The organism is Pseudomonas iranensis (genome assembly GCF_014268585.2).
Lineage (GTDB): Bacteria > Pseudomonadota > Gammaproteobacteria > Pseudomonadales > Pseudomonadaceae > Aquipseudomonas > Aquipseudomonas iranensis.
Genome location: NZ_CP077092.1, coordinates 3,197,982 through 3,216,210 on the forward strand (window position 1 = coordinate 3,197,982; position 18,229 = coordinate 3,216,210).

The following is an 18,229-nucleotide window of genomic DNA, read 5'->3' on the forward strand; positions in this document are numbered from 1 at the left end:
AGAGATATGCGGGGAGAACAAGAGTCGATGAACCTCTCCGGCCCTTTCATCAAACGCCCCGTGGCAACCATGCTGCTCTCGCTGGCCATCATGTTGCTCGGTGGGGTCAGCTTCGGTCTGTTGCCGGTATCGCCGCTGCCGCAGATGGATTTCCCGGTGATCGTCGTCCAGGCCAGTCTGCCGGGCGCCAGTCCCGAGGTGATGGCTTCAACGGTGGCGACGCCGCTGGAGCGTTCGTTCGGTGCGATTGCCGGCGTCAATACCATGAGCAGCCGCTCCAGTCAGGGTTCGACGCGGGTGATTCTGCAATTTGACCTCGACCGCGACATCAACGGCGCGGCGCGGGAAGTGCAGGCGGCGATCAATGCTTCGCGCAATCTGCTGCCAAGCGGGATGCGCAGCATGCCGACCTATAAAAAGGTCAATCCGTCGCAGGCGCCGATCATGGTGCTGTCGCTGACCTCGGACGTGCTGGAAAAAGGCCAGCTCTACGACCTGGCCTCGACCATCCTCTCGCAAAGCCTGTCGCAAGTGCAGGGCGTTGGTGAAGTGCAGATCGGTGGCAGTTCGCTGCCGGCGGTGCGCATCGAGCTCGAACCGCAGGCGCTGAACCAGTACGGCGTGGCCCTCGACGATGTACGCAAGACCATTGCCGACGCTAACGTGCGCCGGCCCAAGGGTTCGGTCGAGGACGGCGAGCGCCTGTGGCAGATCCAGGCCAACGACCAGTTGGAGAAAGCCAAGGATTACGAGTCGCTGATCATTCACTACGCCGACGGCGCCGCATTGCGTCTCAAGGATGTGGCGAAAGTCAGCGATGGCGTCGAAGACCGTTACAACAGCGGTTTCTTCAACGACGACGCGGCAGTATTGCTGGTGATCAACCGTCAGGCCGGCGCCAACATCATCGAGACGGTCAACGAGATCAAGGCACAGTTGCCTGCGCTGCAAGCGGTGCTGCCGGCCAGCGTCAAACTCAATCTGGCCATGGATCGCTCGCCAGTGATCAAGGCCACGCTGCACGAAGCCGAAATGACCTTGCTGATCGCCGTCGCGCTGGTGGTGTTGGTGGTTTACCTGTTTCTCGGTAACTTCCGCGCCTCGCTGATCCCGACCCTGGCGGTGCCGGTGTCGCTGGTCGGTACCTTTGCGGTGATGTACCTGTACGGGTTTTCGCTGAACAACCTGTCGCTGATGGCGCTGATTCTCGCCACCGGACTGGTGGTGGACGACGCCATCGTGGTGCTGGAAAACATTTCCCGGCACATCGACGAAGGCGTCAAGCCGATGCAGGCCGCGTACCTCGGCGCCAAGGAAGTCGGCTTTACCCTGCTGTCGATGAACGTCTCGCTGGTGGCGGTGTTCCTGTCGATCCTGTTCATGGGCGGGTTGGTCGAAAGCCTGTTCCGCGAATTTTCCATCACCCTGGCGGCGGCAATCGTGGTGTCGCTGGTGGTGTCCCTGACGCTGACACCGATGCTCTGCGCGCGCTGGCTCAAGCCGCACACCCCGGGCCAGGAAAACCGCCTGCAACGCTGGAGCCACAAGACCAACGACTGGATGGTCGGCAAATACGCCACCAGCCTCGACTGGGTATTGCGTCATCGGCGTCTGACCTTGTTCAGTCTGCTGCTCACCGTGGGCGTCAACATTGCGCTCTATGTGGTGGTGCCTAAAACCTTCCTGCCGCAGCAGGACACCGGCCAGTTGATCGGTTTCGTGCGTGGCGACGATGGTCTGTCCTTCAACGTCATGCAGCCAAAAATGGAAACCTTCCGCCGCGCCGTACTCAAGGATGAAGCGGTGGAAAGCGTGGCCGGGTTCATCGGCGGCAACAACGGCACCAACAACGCCTTCATGATCGTGCGCCTGAAACCGATCAAGCAACGCCAGCTGTCGGCGCAGAAAGTCATCGAGCGCTTGCGCAAGGAAATGCCCAAGGTGCCCGGGGCGCAGTTGATGCTGATGGCCGACCAGGATCTGCAGTTTGGTGGCGGCCGCGAGCAGACCAGTTCGCAATACACCTACATCCTGCAAAGCGGCGACCTCGCCGAGCTGCGCAAGTGGTTCCCGAAAGTGGTCACCGCGTTGCGTGCCTTGCCCGAGCTGACCGCCATCGATGCCCGCGAAGGTGCCGGGGCGCAACAGGTGACGCTGATTGTCGACCGGGATCAGGCCAAGCGCCTGGGCGTCGACATGAACATGGTCACCGCCGTGCTCAACAACGCTTACAGCCAGCGGCATATTTCGACGATCTACGACAGCCTCAACCAGTACCAGGTGGTGATGGAGGTCAATCCGAAATACGCCCAGGATCCGGTGACGCTCAAGCAGGTCGAGGTGATTACCGCTGACGGTGCGCGGGTGCCGCTGTCGACGTTCGCCCATTACGAAAACAGCCTGGAAAACGACCGGGTCAGTCATGAAGGCCAGTTCGCGTCCGAAAGCATTTCCTTTGACATGGCCGAAGGCGTGACCGTAGAGCAGGGCAGTGCCGCCATTGAACGGGCGATCGCCAAGGTCGGCCTGCCGGAGGATGTGATCGCGAAAATGGCCGGCACCGCTGACGCCTTCGCGGCCACGCAGAAGAGCCAGCCGTTCATGATCCTCGGTGCGTTGCTGGCCGTGTATCTGGTGCTCGGCGTGCTGTATGAAAGCTACATCCACCCGCTGACCATTCTTTCGACCTTGCCCTCGGCCGGGGTTGGCGCGTTGTTGTCGATTTACGCGCTGGGCGGCGAGTTCAGCCTGATTTCCCTGCTGGGGATATTCCTGCTGATCGGCGTGGTGAAAAAGAACGCCATTCTGATGATCGATCTGGCGCTGCAATTGGAGCGTCATCAGGGCCTGTCGCCGCTGGAGTCGATCCGCAGCGCCTGCCTGCAACGCCTGCGACCGATCCTGATGACCACGCTGGCGGCGATCCTCGGCGCCCTGCCATTGCTGCTCGGCCGCGCCGAGGGTGCCGAAATGCGCCAGCCGCTGGGCCTGACGATCATTGGCGGCCTGGTGTTCAGCCAGGTCCTGACCCTTTACACCACCCCGGTGGTTTACCTCTATCTCGACAAGCTGCGCCATCGCTTCAACAAATGGCGTGGCGTGCGCACTGATGCCGCTCTGGAAACTCCGCTATGACTGACCGTTCGCTTCTCCAATTGGCCACCGTTCGCGGCTCGCGCCTGTTGAGCCTGTCGCTGTGCGTGGCGCTGCTCAGCGCTTGCGCAGTCGGCCCGGACTACCAGCGCCCGCAAACTGCCGAAATCGCTCAGTTCAAGGAAGCCGAGGGCTGGCGTCAGGCCAACCCCAGCGACTCGCTGGCCCGTGGCGCCTGGTGGGAGTTGTACGGCGACCAACAGCTCAACGCCTTGATCGAAAAACTCAACAGCTCCAACCAGACCGTTGCCCAGTCGGAAGCGCAGTTTCGTCAGGCGCAGGCCTTGGTGCGCAGCGCGCGTGGGGCGTTTTACCCCAGCGTCGACCTGAGTCTGGGCAAGACCCGTTCGAGTCAGGGCACCGGCAGCAGCAGTTCGAGCCTGAGCAGTTCCTCAAGCGGCATCCGCGACACCTACAACGCGCAACTGGGCGTCAGTTGGGAAGCCGATGTCTGGGGCAAACTGCGTCGTGGCCTGGAGGCGGATGAGGCCAACGCTCAGGCGAGCTTTGCCGATCTGGCAGCGATGCGTCTGAGTCAGCAATCGGAACTGGTGCAGAACTACCTGCAACTGCGCGTCATCGATCAGCAGAAGCGTTTGCTCGAGGCCACCGTTGCCGCTTATGAACGCTCGCTGAAAATGACCCAGAACCAGTACCGCGCCGGGGTTTCCGGGCGCGATGCGGTGGCGCAGGCGCAAACCCAATTGAAAAGCACCCAGGCCGATCTGGTTGATCTGATTTGGCAGCGCGCGCAGTTCGAAAACGCTATTGCCGTACTGACCGGCGAAGCACCGGCCAACTTCAGCATCGCCGAAAGCCAGAGCATCCCGAATCTGCCGCAGGTACCGCTGAGCTTGCCTTCACAACTGCTGGAACGCCGTCCTGACATCGCTTCGGCCGAACGCTCGGTGATTGCCGCCAATGCCAACATCGGCGTGGCGAAAGCCGCGTATTACCCGGACCTGACCCTGAGCCTGAGCGGCGGCTACAGCAGCAGTACCTCGAAAAACCTGATCAGCCTGCCGAACCGTTTCTGGTCGGTCGGCCCGCAGCTTTCTTTGCCGCTGTTCGACGGTGGCATTCGTTCGGCCGAGGTTGACCGCAGCGAGGCAGCCTATGACGAAACCGTCGCCCGCTACCGGCAGACCGTGCTCGACGGTTTCCGTGAAGTGGAAAACTATCTGGTCCAGCTCAAGGTGTATGAGGACGAAGCTGCGGTGCGTCAGGAAGCGCTGGACGCCGCCCGCGATTCCCTGCGCCTGACGGAAAACCAGTACAAGGCGGGCCTGATTGCCTATATCGATGTGGTAGTGGTGCAGGCCACCGCGCTTAGCAACGAACGCAGTGTGCTGAATATTCTGCAGAACCGACTGATCGCCAGCGTACAACTGATCGCCGCACTGGGCGGCGGCTGGGACGGCCAACTGGACGTCAGCGACAACACCCGATGATCATTCCCACGCTCTGCGTGGGAATGCCTCACCGGACGCTCCGCGTTCAGCTTTGAAAGGGACGCGGAGCGTCCCCGGCTGCATTCCCACGCAGAGCGTGGGAACGATCGTCATCAGCCAGTTCAGCTTAGGTTAAAGCCCACCGCAGAGCCTTGTAGGACGATCGAACAAGCGTTTCATCGGCTTGATGGCATTTTGGTTACTTTGTCAGTGCGTTCTTCCGCGCAATCAGTACAATCGCCGCATTTGCCCGACCGAGAATGGAAGCAGTACGGTTTCGGCTTGTCACGAGAACGTCCATGCTCATCGGCAGCTATTCCTTCACTTTGGTTTTCATCTCGTTGTGCGTGGCCATTCTGGCTTCCTACACGGCGCTCGATCTCACTGGGCGCATCGCCACGGCGAAAGGCCGGGCCGTGCATTTCTGGACGGCGGGCGGGGCGTTGGCGATGGGCGTTGGCGTCTGGTCGATGCATTTCATCGGCATGCTCGCCTTCAAATTGCCGATCGACCTGGGCTACGACTTCGCCCTCACTGCGCTGTCGCTGCTGATCGCGGTGCTGTCCTGCGGTTTCGCCTTGTGGCTGGTCAGCCAACCTAAGCTGCCACTGGCGCAACTGGCCTTCGGTGCGCTGATCATGGGGGCGGGCATCAGCGCCATGCATTACACCGGCATGGCCGCCCTGCGCATGACCCCGGGGATCGATTACGACCCGACATTGTTCAGTGCCTCCTTGCTGATTGCCGTCGGCGCCTCGGCAGCGGCGTTGTGGATTGCCTTTCGCTTGCGCCAGCATTCGCCCTATGTGCGGCTGATTCGTGCCGGCGCTGCGGTGATCATGGGTGTGGCAATTGTCGGCATGCACTACACCGGCATGGCGGCGGCGCAGTTTCCTGATGGCAGTTTCTGCGGCGCGACGCTCAATGGCTTGAAGGGCAATGGCCTCGATAGCCTGGTCGTGGTTACCACGCTGGCGGTGCTGTCGATTGCCCTGTTGACCTCGATTCTCGATGCCCGCCTCGAAGCGCGCACCGCTGATCTGGCGCACTCGCTGACGGTGGCCAACCGCGAACTCACCCAATTGGCCTTGCACGATCCGCTGACCAGTCTGCCCAATCGCATGTTGCTCGACGACCGCATCAATCAGGCGATCAGAAAAGTTGAAGAGCAGGGCGGCTGCTTCGCCTTGATGTTCATCGACCTCGACGGCTTCAAACCGGTCAACGACGCCTTCGGCCATCACATGGGCGACCAATTGCTGCGCGAAGTCGGCGCGCGTCTACGTGAGGATTTGCGCAGCCAGGACACCCTCGCACGGATCGGCGGCGATGAGTTCGTTCTGCTGGTGCGCCTCAGCGAGCCCAACGACGCCTTGAGTCTGGCTGCGCGCCAGGTCGGTTTGATCGGCCGCACCTTTCGCGTTGCTGAACATGACCTGCAGATTTCCGCGAGTGTCGGCATTGCCTTGTATCCGGGTAACGGCGCCAACGCCCAGGAACTGCTGATGAACGCCGACGCTGCGATGTACCACGCCAAGGGCGGCGGCAAGAACGGTTACAGCTTCTTTGATGCGTCGATGAACACCAACGCACGCAAACAACTGCAACTGTTGCAGGACCTGCGCGCGGCCATCGAGCACAACCAGTTCTGCCTGCATTACCAGCCCAAATTCGATGCCGCCAATGGCCGTCCGGTCGGTGCCGAAGCGCTGCTGCGTTGGAAGCATCCGCTGCATGGCATGCTGATGCCGGACAAGTTCATCGATCTGGCGGAGAAAACCGGGCTGATCATTCCGATGGGTGAATGGGTGCTCAACGAAGCCTGCCGGCAGATGCGCGAATGGTACGTGCTCGGTTACACCGACTGGCGCATTGCCGTGAACCTCTCGGCCTTGCAGTTCTGCCATGCCGGGCTGGTGCAAAGCGTGGCCAAGGCGCTGGCGACCCACCACTTGCCGGCCAACAGCCTGACCCTGGAAATCACTGAAACCACAGCGATGAGCGACGCTGACGCGAGCATGACCGTGCTGCAAGAGTTGTCGGACATGGGCGTCGACCTGTCGATCGACGACTTCGGCACCGGTTATTCCAGCCTGATGTACCTCAAGCGCTTGCCGGCCAATGAGCTGAAGATCGACCGTGGTTTCGTCCGTGACCTGGAGCACGACAGCGATGATGCGGCGATCGTCTCGGCGATTGTCGCGCTGGGGCAGGCCCTGGATCTGCGGATTGTCGCCGAGGGTGTCGAGACCGGCGCGCAACAGGATTTCCTGACCAAACTGGGCTGTGATTCGCTGCAGGGCTATCTGCTTGGCCACCCGATGCCGGCGGAGCGCTTCATGCAGGACATCGTGCGCGGGCAACGGCTGGCGGTGGTCTGAGCGACCGAGTCATCGTTCTTCGCGAGCAGGCTCGCTCCCACAGGTGATGGCGCAAACACCATAGAACTCATGCAAAAGCCATGAATGGCAGTTATTCTTGGCCCCGACTGTTACGTGTGCACGTGGGGGAAGGCCAGCATGGATAAAGTCATTGTCATCACCGGTGGCGGGCGCGGAATCGGCGCGGCTACGGCATTGTTGGCAGCCGAACAGGGCTACCGGATCTGCATCAACTACCAGTCGGATGAACAGGCCGCACACAGCGTGCTCGAGCAGGTTCGCGCCTTGGGCGCCCAGGCCATCGCGGTTCGCGCCGATGTCAGCATCGAAGACGAAGTGATCGCGATGTTTCAGCGCGTCGACAATGAACTGGGCCGGGTCACCGCGCTGGTCAACAACGCCGGCACCGTCGGGCAGAAGTCGCGAGTCGATGAAATGTCCGAATTCCGCATCCTCAAAATCATGAAAACCAACGTGCTGGCGCCGATCCTTTGCGCCAAGCACGCGATCCTGCGCATGTCGCCCAAACACGGCGGGCAGGGCGGCAGCATCGTCAACGTCTCCTCGGTCGCGGCACGCCTCGGTTCGCCGAACGAGTACGTTGATTACGCCGCATCCAAAGGCGCGCTCGACACCTTTACCATCGGTCTGTCGAAAGAAGTCGCGGGTGAGGGCATTCGCGTCAATGCCGTGCGTCCGGGCTACATCTACACCGACTTCCATGCCCTGAGCGGCGACCCGGATCGGGTCAGCAAGCTTGAATCGGCGATTCCCATGGCGCGGGGCGGGCGGCCGGATGAAGTGGCGGAGGCGATTGTCTGGTTGCTGTCGGACAAGGCTTCGTATGCGACCGGGACGTTTGTTGATTTGGGGGGCGGGCGGTAAACCGGTGGGTTTGCAGTGTTAAAGCCGGCCTCTTCGCGAGTAGGCTCGCTCCCACATTGGTTCTGTATTCACAAATCAACTGTGGGAGCGAGCCTGCTCGCGAAGGGGCCAGTCCAGACAACATCTATCCCTCAGAACGACCGCACAATCCGCCCCAACGTCTCCATGGCCCTTTCCGATTCCTCGGTCCACGGGCTGCCGTAATTCAAGCGAATGCAATTTCTGAAACGCTGGGTCGCTGAGAAGATCGGCCCCGGCGCGATGCTGATGCCTTGTGCCAGTGCCATCTGGAACAGCTTCAGCGAATCCATCTGCTCCGGCAATTCAAGCCATAGAAAGTAGCCGCCCGCCGGCTGGCTGACGCGGGTCTGCGCCGGAAAATACCGAGCAATCGCCGCGAGCATCGCGCTCTGCTGTTCTTCCAGGGCATAACGCAGTTTGCGCAGATGCCGATCGTAGCCGCCGTGTTGCAGATAATCGGCGATAGCCGCTTGCGCCGGCATCGAAGCGCACAGCGAGGTCATCAGCTTCAGCCGTTCGATTTTCTGCGCGAAACGCCCGGCCGCCACCCAGCCGATGCGATAACCGGGCGCGAGGCTTTTGGCGAACGAGCCGCAATGCATGACCAGTCCTTCGGTATCAAAAGCCTTGGCCGGTTTTGGCGCCTGTTGCCCGTAATAAAGCTCGGCGTAGACGTCGTCCTCGATCAATGGCACCTGATGCTGACGCAGCAGTTCGACCAGTTCCTGTTTCTTCGCCTCGGGCACGGTCGCGCCCATCGGGTTCTGGAAACTGGTCATGCACCAGCAGGCCTTGATCGGGTGACGTTCGAGGGTTTGCGCGAGCACGCCGAGGTCGATGCCGTCACGCGGATGCACGGGGATTTCCACGGCTTTGAGCTTCAGGCGCTCCAGCACTTGCAGGCAGGCATAAAACGCCGGGGCCTCGATGGCCACCAGATCGCCGGGCTCGGTCACTGCTTGCAGGCACAGGTTCAGCGCTTCGAGGGCGCCGTTGGTGATCAGTAGCTCTTCCATCGGCAGCATCAGCCCGCCGACCATGTAGCGCAGGGCAATCTGTCGACGCAGTTGTGGGTTGCCCGGCGACATATCGGTGACGACCATGCGCGGATCCATCTCCCGCGCGGCACTGGCCAGTGAGCGGGACAGGCGTTGCAGCGGGAACAGCGTCGGGCTGGGGAAGGCCGAGCCGAACGGTACGGTATTGGGATCTTTGATCGAATCGAGTACCGAGAACACCAGTTCGCTGACGTCGACTTCGGTGGATTCGTTGACCTGGCTGCTGATCACCGGCTCGGAAAATGTGCTCGGTGTATGGGCGTTGACGAAGTAACCGGAGCGCGGCCGGGCGCGGATCAGGCCGCGGCGTTCGAGCAGGTAATAGGCCTGGAACACGGTCGACGGGCTGACCCCGTAAGCCTGGCTGGCATAGCGCACCGACGGCACCCGCTGGCCAGGGCCGAGGACGCCGGAGCGGATCAGTTCAGCGATGTCGTCGGCGAATTTTTCGTAGCGTTTCATCGAAGGGCCTTGGTGGACTTGATTTTGTGGGGTGTCAGGGAAGGAGCCCTCACCCTAGCCCTCTCCCAAAGGGAGAGGGGACTGATTGGGGGATGCTGATGAAATATGCCGCCCTGACAGTGCTTTGCCGAATCCATAATCGACTCGGTCTTTCAGGTCTATGCATAGCGACAGACACCTCGGTCGGCTCCCTCTCCCTCCGGGAGAGGGTTGGGGTGAGGGCAGCAGTGCCAGCTCCTCAACGATTCATCGGCGCCACAAACCGGCTGTTCGCCACGCTGTATACCTGCGGCTCGTCACTGTCTTCAATCCTGAAACTCAACGTCTGCGAACTGCTCGCCGGGCGCTCGGTGGTCATCGCCACCGACACCGGCACATCGACAATCTCCCCGGGCGCCAGGCTCAATACCGTTTTGCCCTGCAACTCAAACCCGTCGCCATCAACCAGACTCAACCGGTAATCCTGCCGCTGCTGAGTCTTGTTGATCACTTTCAGCGAATAAATATTCTCGATCTGCCCCTGGGCGTTCTCACGAAACAGCCCGCGATCCTTGGTCACGTCCAGCGACACCATCGGCCGCTCGATCAATGCCAGCACCAACGCGCCAATCATCACCAGTAACACCGCCGTATAGCCAATCAAGCGCGGACGCAGCAGATGAGTCTTGCCGCCCTGCAATTCGCGCTCGGAACTGTAGCGGATCAGGCCGCGCGGGTAATGCATTTTGTCCATGATCGAATCGCAGGCGTCGATGCATGCTGCGCAGCCGATGCATTCCATTTGCAAGCCATCGCGGATGTCGATGCCGGTCGGGCAGACCTGCACGCACAACTGGCAGTCGATGCAATCACCCAGGCCGGCTTCGACCGGGCGCACGTCACGCTTGCGCGGACCCCGGTTTTCGCCGCGGGCGGCGTCGTAGGCAATGGTCAGCGTGTCCTTGTCGAACATCACACTCTGGAACCGCGCATACGGGCACATGTGCATGCACACTGCCTCACGCAGCCAACCGGCGTTGATGTACGTGGCGGCGGCGAAGAACAGCACCCAGAACAGGCTGACGCCACCGATCTGCAGCGTCAGCAGTTCTTCGGCCAGCGGCCGGATCGGGGTGAAATAGCCGACGAAGGTCAGGCCGGTGATCACGCTGATTGCCAGCCACAGCGTGTGCTTGGCGGCACGCCGCGCCAGTTTGTTCAGGCTCCATGGCGCCGCTTGCAGTTTGATGCGCTGGTTGCGCTCGCCTTCGGTGATCTTCTCGCACCACATGAAGATCCACGTCCACGAACTCTGCGGGCAGGTGTAACCGCACCAGACGCGACCGGCAAACACGGTGATGGCGAAGAGTCCGAACGCGGCAATGATCAACAGCGCCGAGAGCAGAATGAAATCCTGCGGCCAGAACGTCGCGCCGAAGATGTGGAATTTGCTTTCCGCCAGATCCCAAAGTACGGCCTGCCGACCGCCCCAGTTCAGCCACACGGTGCCGAAAAACAGCACGAACAGAACGCCGGCACCGCTCATACGCAGGTTGCGGAACAGGCCGGTGAAACTGCGAGTGTGGATCTGCTTGTCGGTGGATCCGGCGGTCGCTTTCAGTGGGCGCGCGGGTACGCTTTTTATCGTTGGCGATGCTTCTACGGTTCGGACGGGGATTTGCTCGCTCATGTTCGTTCGCTCATCAGCCTCCATCAGGCCGATGCACTATGAGCGCCGATCTGTTTGCAGAACAGACTCAGCTTTGGCAATAAAAAGCGGATCAGATGAGGTTTGGCGCAATGCCTGCGACAACTTGAAACAACCTGCCAGGCAAGGCGCAAACGCCTATTGCAGGCGTCTGCGTCGGGTGTTGATGGAGATCAATCAAACCACCGAATCACTGTCATCGGCCTTCAGATGTTTGCGCCCGTCCTTGGCCCCGGCGACGGTCAAGGCATCGGCTTCTGCTTCGGTGATGTAGGTGCGTTTGCCTTCGATTTCCACGAACGACATGGCTTTGTCGCTATCGGTCATGACTTCCAGGGTGTCGCAGATGCGAATTTCCTCACCATGCTCGACGGTAAAAAAACACACTTTCTGCTCGGGGTTGGATTCATCGATTCGAACGGGCATGGCGGCAGTCCTTGTTCCAGGGAGGTCTGCATATTAGGAAGCGCAGCGCGCCGATCGTTCTGCGCAACCGATTAATGGTCGCTGTTGTCCATCGCTTATCAAGCCAATAACAAGGGAAGCACGATGGAAGACTGGTGGGATGAAGTGTGGGCCACTATGCAAGCCGAATTTGCCGATATCGGCGACGCCTCGCAGATGACCCGAATCACCGTACGCCTGGTGATGGCGGCGATCCTCGGCGGAATACTCGGTTTTGAGCGCGAGCATAAAGGCAAGGCAGCGGGCGTGCGCACGCACATGCTGGTGGCGCTGGGCGCGGCGTTGTTTGTATTGGTGCCTCAGACCTCGGGAGCAGAATCCGATGCGATGAGTCGGGTCTTGCAGGGCGTGATTGCCGGGATCGGCTTTCTCGGCGCCGGCACCATTCTGAAAAATCAGCAGGGCGACGAGGCCCATGTCAAAGGCCTGACCACGGCGGCGGGTTTATGGATGACGGCAGCGATCGGCGTGGCGGCGGGGCTGGGCAAGGAAGCGACGGCATTGCTCAGTACCATTCTGGCGCTGGCGATCTTCAGCGTGATGCCGTACGTGGTGAGGGTGTTCGAAAAGGATGTCGACAAGAACGACCACCTCTGACTCCCCGCCGGCTGATGATCTTTCCCACGCTCCGCGTGGGAATGCTTCAACGGACGCTCCGCGTTCGGCTCTGGATGGGACGCAGAGCGTCCCGGGCTGCATTCCTTTGCTGCGCGTGGGAACGATCAGATCAGACGCGGAGCATGGGAACGATCAGGAGACAGGGGTCAGACGATCACCGGCGGCATCGTGCTCGGTGGCTCTTCCTTCGGTGGTGGCGTGGTGCCTGGCGGCTCTTGTTCGGGCACCGCCGGCGGCTCGGTCTCCGGCAGGGTGGGTTTGTCGATGTTCGGATCGGGCGTTTCCGCCGGGATCGGGATGCTCATCAAGTGACCTCCGTATGGCACATGGCGTGGGACGTGCTTAAGTGAGTTGACCCGGCCACGACAAATTCGATCCGCAGGTTTGTCTTGTTAATTTCATCTGAACTTTTCCCCGCGCCGGTTGCTCGGAACCTAAGTGAGTTCATGACAGGGCCGGCGCTTTGTCGCGAATACTGTTCCGGCACAAGAGCGTCCTTGGGGCGTTAAGGAGAGATGCTCAATGACTGCTGAAAGACCTTCAGAGCTGAGTTACAACCCGCACATGCCATTGTCGCAGGCGTTGCTGCTGCCACGCATCGTCATCGAAAACACCATGCCGACTCTCGACGGCGGCCAGTTCGCCGCCAAATCGATTGCCGGGCGCGAAGTGGTGGTGACCAGCAAAGTCTTTGCCGACGGCCATGACAAGCTCGCTGTGCGCATTCGCTGGCGCGAGGAAGGCCAGGAAACCTGGCAGACCGAGGTCATGTCCGATCAGGGCAACAACACCTGGCAAGGTCAGTTCCGCCCCGAGGAGCAGGGTCGCTACCTCTATTGCATCGAAGCGTGGATCGACCATTTCGCCAGCTTCCAGTACGAACTGGAAAAGAAGCACAGCGCGGCGGTGCCGGTTTCTCTGGAGTTGCAGGAAGGCCGCACGATGGTGCAACAGGCCGCCGAACGCAGCGAAGGGCAGCTCAGCGAGCAGCTCGCCGCGCTGCACCATGAATTGTCCGGCCTGCTCGAAACCGAGCAGGTTGCGCTGTTTCTGCACTCGCGAAGTGCAGAGCTGATGGCTCAGGCCGATCACCGCGCCTACCTCAGCGTCAGCGCCGAATTCCCCATGGACGTCGAGCGCGAACTCGCCGAGTTCGCCAGTTGGTATGAGCTGTTTCCGCGCTCGATCACCGACGATCCCCAGCGTCACGGCACTTTCAACGATGTGCATTCGCGTCTGCCGATGATTCAGGACATGGGCTTCGACGTGCTGTATTTCACGCCGATTCACCCGATCGGCCGCGCCCACCGCAAGGGCCGCAACAATTCCCTGACTGCCGGCCCGGACGATCCCGGCAGTCCGTACGCGATCGGCAGCGAAGAGGGTGGCCACGAAGCGATTCACTCGCAACTCGGCACCCGTGAAGATTTCCGCCGCCTGGTGGCTGCCGCCGCCGACCATGGTCTGGAAATCGCTCTCGATTTCGCCATCCAGTGCTCCCAGGATCACCCGTGGCTCAAGGAGCATCCGGGCTGGTTCAACTGGCGCCCGGACGGCACGATCAAATACGCCGAAAACCCGCCGAAGAAATACCAGGACATCGTCAACGTCGACTTCTATGCGCCGGACGCGATTCCGAGCCTGTGGGTCGAGTTGCGCGACATCGTCGTCGGCTGGGTCAAGGAAGGCGTGAAGATCTTCCGCGTTGACAACCCGCACACCAAACCGCTGCCGTTCTGGCAATGGCTGATCGCCGATGTGCGCACGCTGTATCCGGAAGTGATTTTCCTCGCCGAGGCCTTCACCACGCCGGCGATGATGGCGCGTCTGGGCAAGGTCGGGTATTCGCAGAGCTACACCTATTTCACCTGGCGCAATACCAAGGCCGAGCTGGCGGAATATTTCACCGAACTCAATCAGTCGCCGTGGCGCGAATGCTACCGGCCGAATTTCTTCGTCAACACCCCGGACATCAACCCGGCGTTTTTGCATGAGTCGGGGCGTCCCGGTTTCCTCATTCGCGCGGCGCTGGCGACTATGGGCTCGGGGCTGTGGGGCATGTATTCCGGTTTCGAATTGTGCGAATCGGCGCCAGTACCGGGCAAAGAGGAATATCTGGATTCGGAGAAATACGAGATCCGCGTCCGTGATTTCACTGCACCCGGCAACATCATTGCCGAAATCGCTCAGCTCAACCGCATCCGCCGGCAGAATCCGGCGCTGCACACGCATCTGGGCCTGAAAATCTACAACGCCTGGAACGACAACATTCTGTACTTCGGCAAGCGCAGCGCCGATGGCAGCAATTTCATTCTGGTCGCGGTCAGCCTCGATCCGCATAACGTGCAGGAAGCGAATTTCGAATTGCCGCTGTGGGAAATGGGCCTGCCGGACGATGCCACCACCCATGGCGAAGATTTGATGAATGGCCATCGCTGGGACTGGCACGGCAAGTATCAGTTCATGCGCATTGACCCGGCGTATCAGCCGTTCGGGATTTGGCGGATTTCAGCTTCGTAACATTGGCACCGCCTCCGTGGCGAGGGGATTTATCCCCGTTGGGGCGCGCAGCGGCCCCTTTTTTCAAGCTGCACCGCGTTAACAATTTGCGACTGCTGCGCAGCCGAACGGGGATAAATCCCCTCGCCACAGGGGCTCACCACTGCGAGTCCCTCGGTGTATCAGAGAATTTTTCAGGAGTTCCACATGGCGAAGAAACCCAAGGCAGCCGCCTTCATCAAAGACCCGCTCTGGTACAAGGACGCGGTGATCTATCAGGTTCACGTCAAATCGTTTTTCGACTCCAACAATGACGGGATCGGCGACTTTCCCGGGCTTATCGCCAAACTCGATTACATTGCCGACCTCGGCGTCAACACCATCTGGCTGCTGCCGTTCTACCCCTCGCCACGTCGCGACGACGGCTACGACATCGCCGAATACCGTGGCGTGCACAGCGACTACGGGACCATGGCCGACGCCAAGCGCTTCATTGCCGAAGCGCACAAGCGCGGTCTGCGGGTGATTACCGAACTGGTCATCAACCACACATCCGACCAGCACCCGTGGTTTCAGCGTGCGCGTAAAGCCAAGCCGGGTTCGGCGGCGCGGGATTTCTACGTCTGGTCCGATGACGACCAGAAATACGACGGCACGCGGATCATCTTCCTTGACACCGAAAAGTCCAACTGGACCTGGGACCCGGTCGCCGGTCAGTACTTCTGGCACCGCTTCTATTCGCACCAGCCGGATCTGAACTTCGATAACCCGCAAGTCATGAAAGCCGTGTTGTCGGTGATGCGCTACTGGCTGGACATGGGCATCGACGGCCTGCGCCTTGACGCAATTCCGTACCTGATCGAGCGCGACGGCACCAACAACGAAAACCTGCCCGAGACCCACGACGTCCTCAAGCAGATCCGTGCCGAGATCGACGCCAACTACCCCGACCGCATGCTGCTGGCCGAAGCCAATCAGTGGCCGGAAGACACCCAGCTGTATTTCGGTGACACCGATGCCGCTGGCGTCAATGGCGACGAATGCCACATGGCCTTCCACTTCCCGCTGATGCCGCGCATGTACATGGCGCTGGCGCAGGAAGATCGCTTCCCGATTACCGACATTCTCCGGCAGACCCCGGAAATTCCGGCGAATTGCCAGTGGGCGATTTTCCTGCGCAACCACGATGAGCTGACCCTGGAAATGGTCACCGACCGTGAGCGCGATTACCTGTGGAATTATTACGCGGCTGACCGTCGCGCGCGGATCAACCTCGGTATTCGCCGTCGTCTCGCACCGTTGATGGAACGCGACCGTCGCCGCATCGAACTGCTCAACAGCCTGCTGCTGTCGATGCCCGGCACGCCGACTCTGTATTACGGCGACGAAATCGGTATGGGCGACAACATCTACCTCGGCGACCGCGACGGCGTGCGTACGCCGATGCAGTGGTCGATCGACCGCAACGGCGGTTTCTCCCGCGCCGATCCGGCCAGTCTGGTACTGCCGCCGATCATGGACCCGCAGTATGGCTATCAGTCAGTCAACGTCGAAACCCAGTCCGGCGATCCGCATTCGCTGTTGAACTGGACGCGGCGCCTGCTGGCCGTGCGCAAGCAATCGAAAGCCTTCGGCCGTGGCACGTTGAAAATGCTCTCGCCGGCCAACCGTCGCGTGCTGGCTTATACCCGCGAATACACCGATGTCGATGGCAAGCACGAAATCATCCTGTGCGTGGCCAACGTCTCGCGCAGTGCGCAAGCAGTGGAGCTGGATCTGTCGGCGTATGTCGGCATGGTGCCGGTGGAAATGCTCGGCGGTAACGCGTTCCCGCCGATCGGTCAGTTGAATTTCCTTCTGACCCTGGCGCCTTATGGCTTCTATTGGTTCGCGCTGGCAGCGGAGAACCAGATGCCGAGCTGGCACGTCGAGCCGGCGCAGAGCCTGCCGGACTTCACCACGCTGGTACTGAAAAAACGCATGGAAGAGCTGCTCGAAGCGCCGTCGCGTACGACGCTGGAGCAAAGCATTCTGCCGAGCTGGCTGCAGAACCGTCGCTGGTTCGCCGGCAAGGACGCGGCGATCGAGAAGGTCAATCTGGCTTATGGCGTGCGTTTCGGCGACGCCCAGCATCCAGTGCTGCTCAGCGAAATCGAAGTCACCAGCGGTGGCCAGACCAACCGTTATCAACTGCCGTTCGGCTTCATTGCCGAAGACCATGTCGGCCCGCCGTTGCCGCAGCAATTGGCGCTGTCGCGTGTACGCCGTGTGCGTCAGGTCGGTCTGATTACCGATGCGTTCAGTCTGGAAACCTTCGTCCGCGCCGTTCTGCAAGGCATGCAGAACAACACCGTACTGGAGTCGATCGAAGGCGAAATCCGCTTCGAACAGACAGATCATCTGGAAAAACTCGGCCTCGGCGCCGAGTCGGATGTGCGCTACCTGTCGGCCGAGCAATCGAACAGCTCCGTGGTTGTCGGCAACAGCCTGGTACTTAAGCTGATACGCAAAGTCGCTTCTGGCGTACACCCGGAACTGGAGATGAGCGCTTACCTGACCGAGGCCGGGTTTGCCAATATCTCGCCACTGCTGGGTTCGGTGATTCGCCGCGACGCGCAGGGTGAAGACAACCTCCTGATGATCGCCCAGGGTTATCTGAGCAATCAGGGCGACGCATGGGAATGGACGCAGAACAACCTGGAACGGGCGTTGCGAGATGAACTGGCCGACGCCATGTCCGAGCAGGAGCAGCATTACAACGCGCTCGGCGAACTGAAGGACTTCGCCGGCATGCTCGGCCAGCGTCTGGGCGAGATGCATCAGGTGCTCGCTGCGCCAACCGACAACGCCGACTTTGCGCCGCAAGTGTCGTCGAGCAAGGACATGGCCGCGACGGCCAAGGATGTCACCGCCCAGGTCGAACATGCCTTGAAACTGCTCAAGCAGCATCAAGGCGAGTTGAACGCGGCGGACCAGAAACTGGTCAAGCGTCTGCTCGACGAGAAGAAAACCATTCTTGCCCATGTGCAGGATCTGGCGAAGAAAGCCACCGGCGGTTTGCGCATCCGGGTGCATGGCGACTTGCACTTGGGTCAGGTGCTGGTGATCAAGGGCGATGCCTACCTGATCGACTTCGAGGGCGAACCGGCGCGGCCGTTGAGTGAGCGTCGCGGCAAGCACAGCCCGTACAAGGATGTCAGCGGCGTACTGCGTTCGTTCGATTACGCAGCGGCGATGACCATCAACGTACACAACGTCGACAACAGCACCGAAGCCGAAGCGGCGCGCAAACGGGTCGCCGAGCGCTATCTGCGTGAGGCTCGCGAGGCATTTGTCCAGGCATACCGCGAGGCAGCAGCTAGTCTTGAGCATGCCTGGCAGGATCCTCAGGGTGCCGACGCCGCGCTGGCGTTGTTCGGCCTGGAAAAAGCCGCTTATGAAGTGGCCTACGAGGCGGAAAACCGCCCAACGTGGCTGCCCGTGCCATTGCACGGCTTGTATGGATTATTGACAGGGCTTAAACCCTTTTCCGATCTTGGTGGAGAGTAG

At 60.7% G+C, this 18,229-nt stretch carries 11 protein-coding genes; 7 read left to right on the forward strand and 4 right to left on the reverse strand.

Annotated features, from left to right (window positions below):
- Nucleotides 1-27: 27 nt before the first annotated feature.
- The 4 genes from HU724_RS14340 (at nt 28) to HU724_RS14355 (ending at nt 7,870) form a co-directional block, all read left to right on the forward strand.
- Nucleotides 28-3,135, forward strand: a complete 3,108-nt coding sequence (locus HU724_RS14340; RefSeq protein ID WP_186566797.1) for an efflux RND transporter permease subunit — start codon at nt 28-30, stop codon at nt 3,133-3,135.
- Nucleotides 3,132-4,604, forward strand: coding sequence for an efflux transporter outer membrane subunit (locus tag HU724_RS14345; protein WP_186566795.1), 1,473 nt, complete (start codon nt 3,132-3,134; stop codon nt 4,602-4,604). Before HU724_RS14340 ends, HU724_RS14345 begins: the two co-directional genes overlap by 4 nt.
- 299 nt (nt 4,605-4,903) lie before the next feature.
- Complete coding sequence (locus HU724_RS14350) at nt 4,904-6,985, forward strand: putative bifunctional diguanylate cyclase/phosphodiesterase (protein ID WP_016774626.1); 2,082 nt, start codon at nt 4,904-4,906, stop codon at nt 6,983-6,985.
- Between the two features lie 138 nt (nt 6,986-7,123).
- On the forward strand, nt 7,124-7,870 hold the full coding sequence (locus HU724_RS14355) for an SDR family oxidoreductase (RefSeq protein WP_130887336.1): 747 nt from the start codon (nt 7,124-7,126) through the stop codon (nt 7,868-7,870).
- A gap of 131 nt (nt 7,871-8,001) precedes the next feature.
- On the opposite strand, the gene mapR is transcribed toward HU724_RS14355, so the two are convergent.
- From mapR to HU724_RS14370, 3 genes are all read right to left on the reverse strand, one after another.
- Entirely contained in the window at nt 8,002-9,411 is a 1,410-nt protein-coding gene (mapR, locus tag HU724_RS14360) for a GntR family transcriptional regulator MpaR (protein WP_186566793.1), read from the reverse strand.
- Between the two features lie 238 nt (nt 9,412-9,649).
- Nucleotides 9,650-11,080, reverse strand: coding sequence for a cytochrome c oxidase accessory protein CcoG (gene ccoG, locus HU724_RS14365; protein WP_186566791.1), 1,431 nt, complete (start codon nt 11,078-11,080; stop codon nt 9,650-9,652).
- Between the two features lie 195 nt (nt 11,081-11,275).
- On the reverse strand, nt 11,276-11,524 hold the full coding sequence (locus tag HU724_RS14370; RefSeq protein ID WP_024012873.1) for a DUF3203 family protein: 249 nt from the start codon (nt 11,522-11,524) through the stop codon (nt 11,276-11,278).
- A 123-nt stretch (nt 11,525-11,647) separates the two neighbouring features.
- On the opposite strand from HU724_RS14370, the gene HU724_RS14375 reads away from it, so the two are divergent.
- Nucleotides 11,648-12,160, forward strand: a complete 513-nt coding sequence (locus HU724_RS14375; RefSeq protein ID WP_016774631.1) for an MgtC/SapB family protein — start codon at nt 11,648-11,650, stop codon at nt 12,158-12,160.
- A gap of 167 nt (nt 12,161-12,327) precedes the next feature.
- On the opposite strand, the gene HU724_RS14380 is transcribed toward HU724_RS14375, so the two are convergent.
- Nucleotides 12,328-12,486 (reverse strand): hypothetical protein, encoded by a 159-nt coding sequence (locus HU724_RS14380; RefSeq protein WP_165368403.1) that lies wholly within the window; start codon nt 12,484-12,486, stop codon nt 12,328-12,330.
- 217 nt (nt 12,487-12,703) lie between these two features.
- On the opposite strand from HU724_RS14380, the gene HU724_RS14385 reads away from it, so the two are divergent.
- Entirely contained in the window at nt 12,704-14,701 is a 1,998-nt protein-coding gene (locus HU724_RS14385; RefSeq protein WP_186566789.1) for an alpha-1,4-glucan--maltose-1-phosphate maltosyltransferase, read from the forward strand.
- A 186-nt stretch (nt 14,702-14,887) separates the two neighbouring features.
- On the forward strand, nt 14,888-18,229 hold the full coding sequence (gene treS, locus HU724_RS14390) for a maltose alpha-D-glucosyltransferase (protein ID WP_186566787.1): 3,342 nt from the start codon (nt 14,888-14,890) through the stop codon (nt 18,227-18,229).

Bases quoted from the DNA above. Each gene is read 5' to 3' on its own strand.
- mapR (WP_186566793.1), bottom strand. From the start codon at position 9,411: ATGAAACGCTACGAAAAATTCGCCGACGACATCGCTGAACTGATCCGC.
- HU724_RS14380 (WP_165368403.1), bottom strand. From the start codon at position 12,486: ATGAGCATCCCGATCCCGGCGGAAACGCCCGATCCGAACATCGACAAA.
- HU724_RS14355 (WP_130887336.1), top strand. From the start codon at position 7,124: ATGGATAAAGTCATTGTCATCACCGGTGGCGGGCGCGGAATCGGCGCG.
- HU724_RS14345 (WP_186566795.1), top strand. From the start codon at position 3,132: ATGACTGACCGTTCGCTTCTCCAATTGGCCACCGTTCGCGGCTCGCGC.
- HU724_RS14370 (WP_024012873.1), bottom strand. From the start codon at position 11,524: ATGCCCGTTCGAATCGATGAATCCAACCCCGAGCAGAAAGTGTGTTTT.
- treS (WP_186566787.1), top strand. From the start codon at position 14,888: ATGGCGAAGAAACCCAAGGCAGCCGCCTTCATCAAAGACCCGCTCTGG.
- HU724_RS14350 (WP_016774626.1), top strand. From the start codon at position 4,904: ATGCTCATCGGCAGCTATTCCTTCACTTTGGTTTTCATCTCGTTGTGC.
- ccoG (WP_186566791.1), bottom strand. From the start codon at position 11,080: ATGAGCGAGCAAATCCCCGTCCGAACCGTAGAAGCATCGCCAACGATA.
- HU724_RS14385 (WP_186566789.1), top strand. From the start codon at position 12,704: ATGACTGCTGAAAGACCTTCAGAGCTGAGTTACAACCCGCACATGCCA.
- HU724_RS14375 (WP_016774631.1), top strand. From the start codon at position 11,648: ATGGAAGACTGGTGGGATGAAGTGTGGGCCACTATGCAAGCCGAATTT.
- HU724_RS14340 (WP_186566797.1), top strand. From the start codon at position 28: ATGAACCTCTCCGGCCCTTTCATCAAACGCCCCGTGGCAACCATGCTG.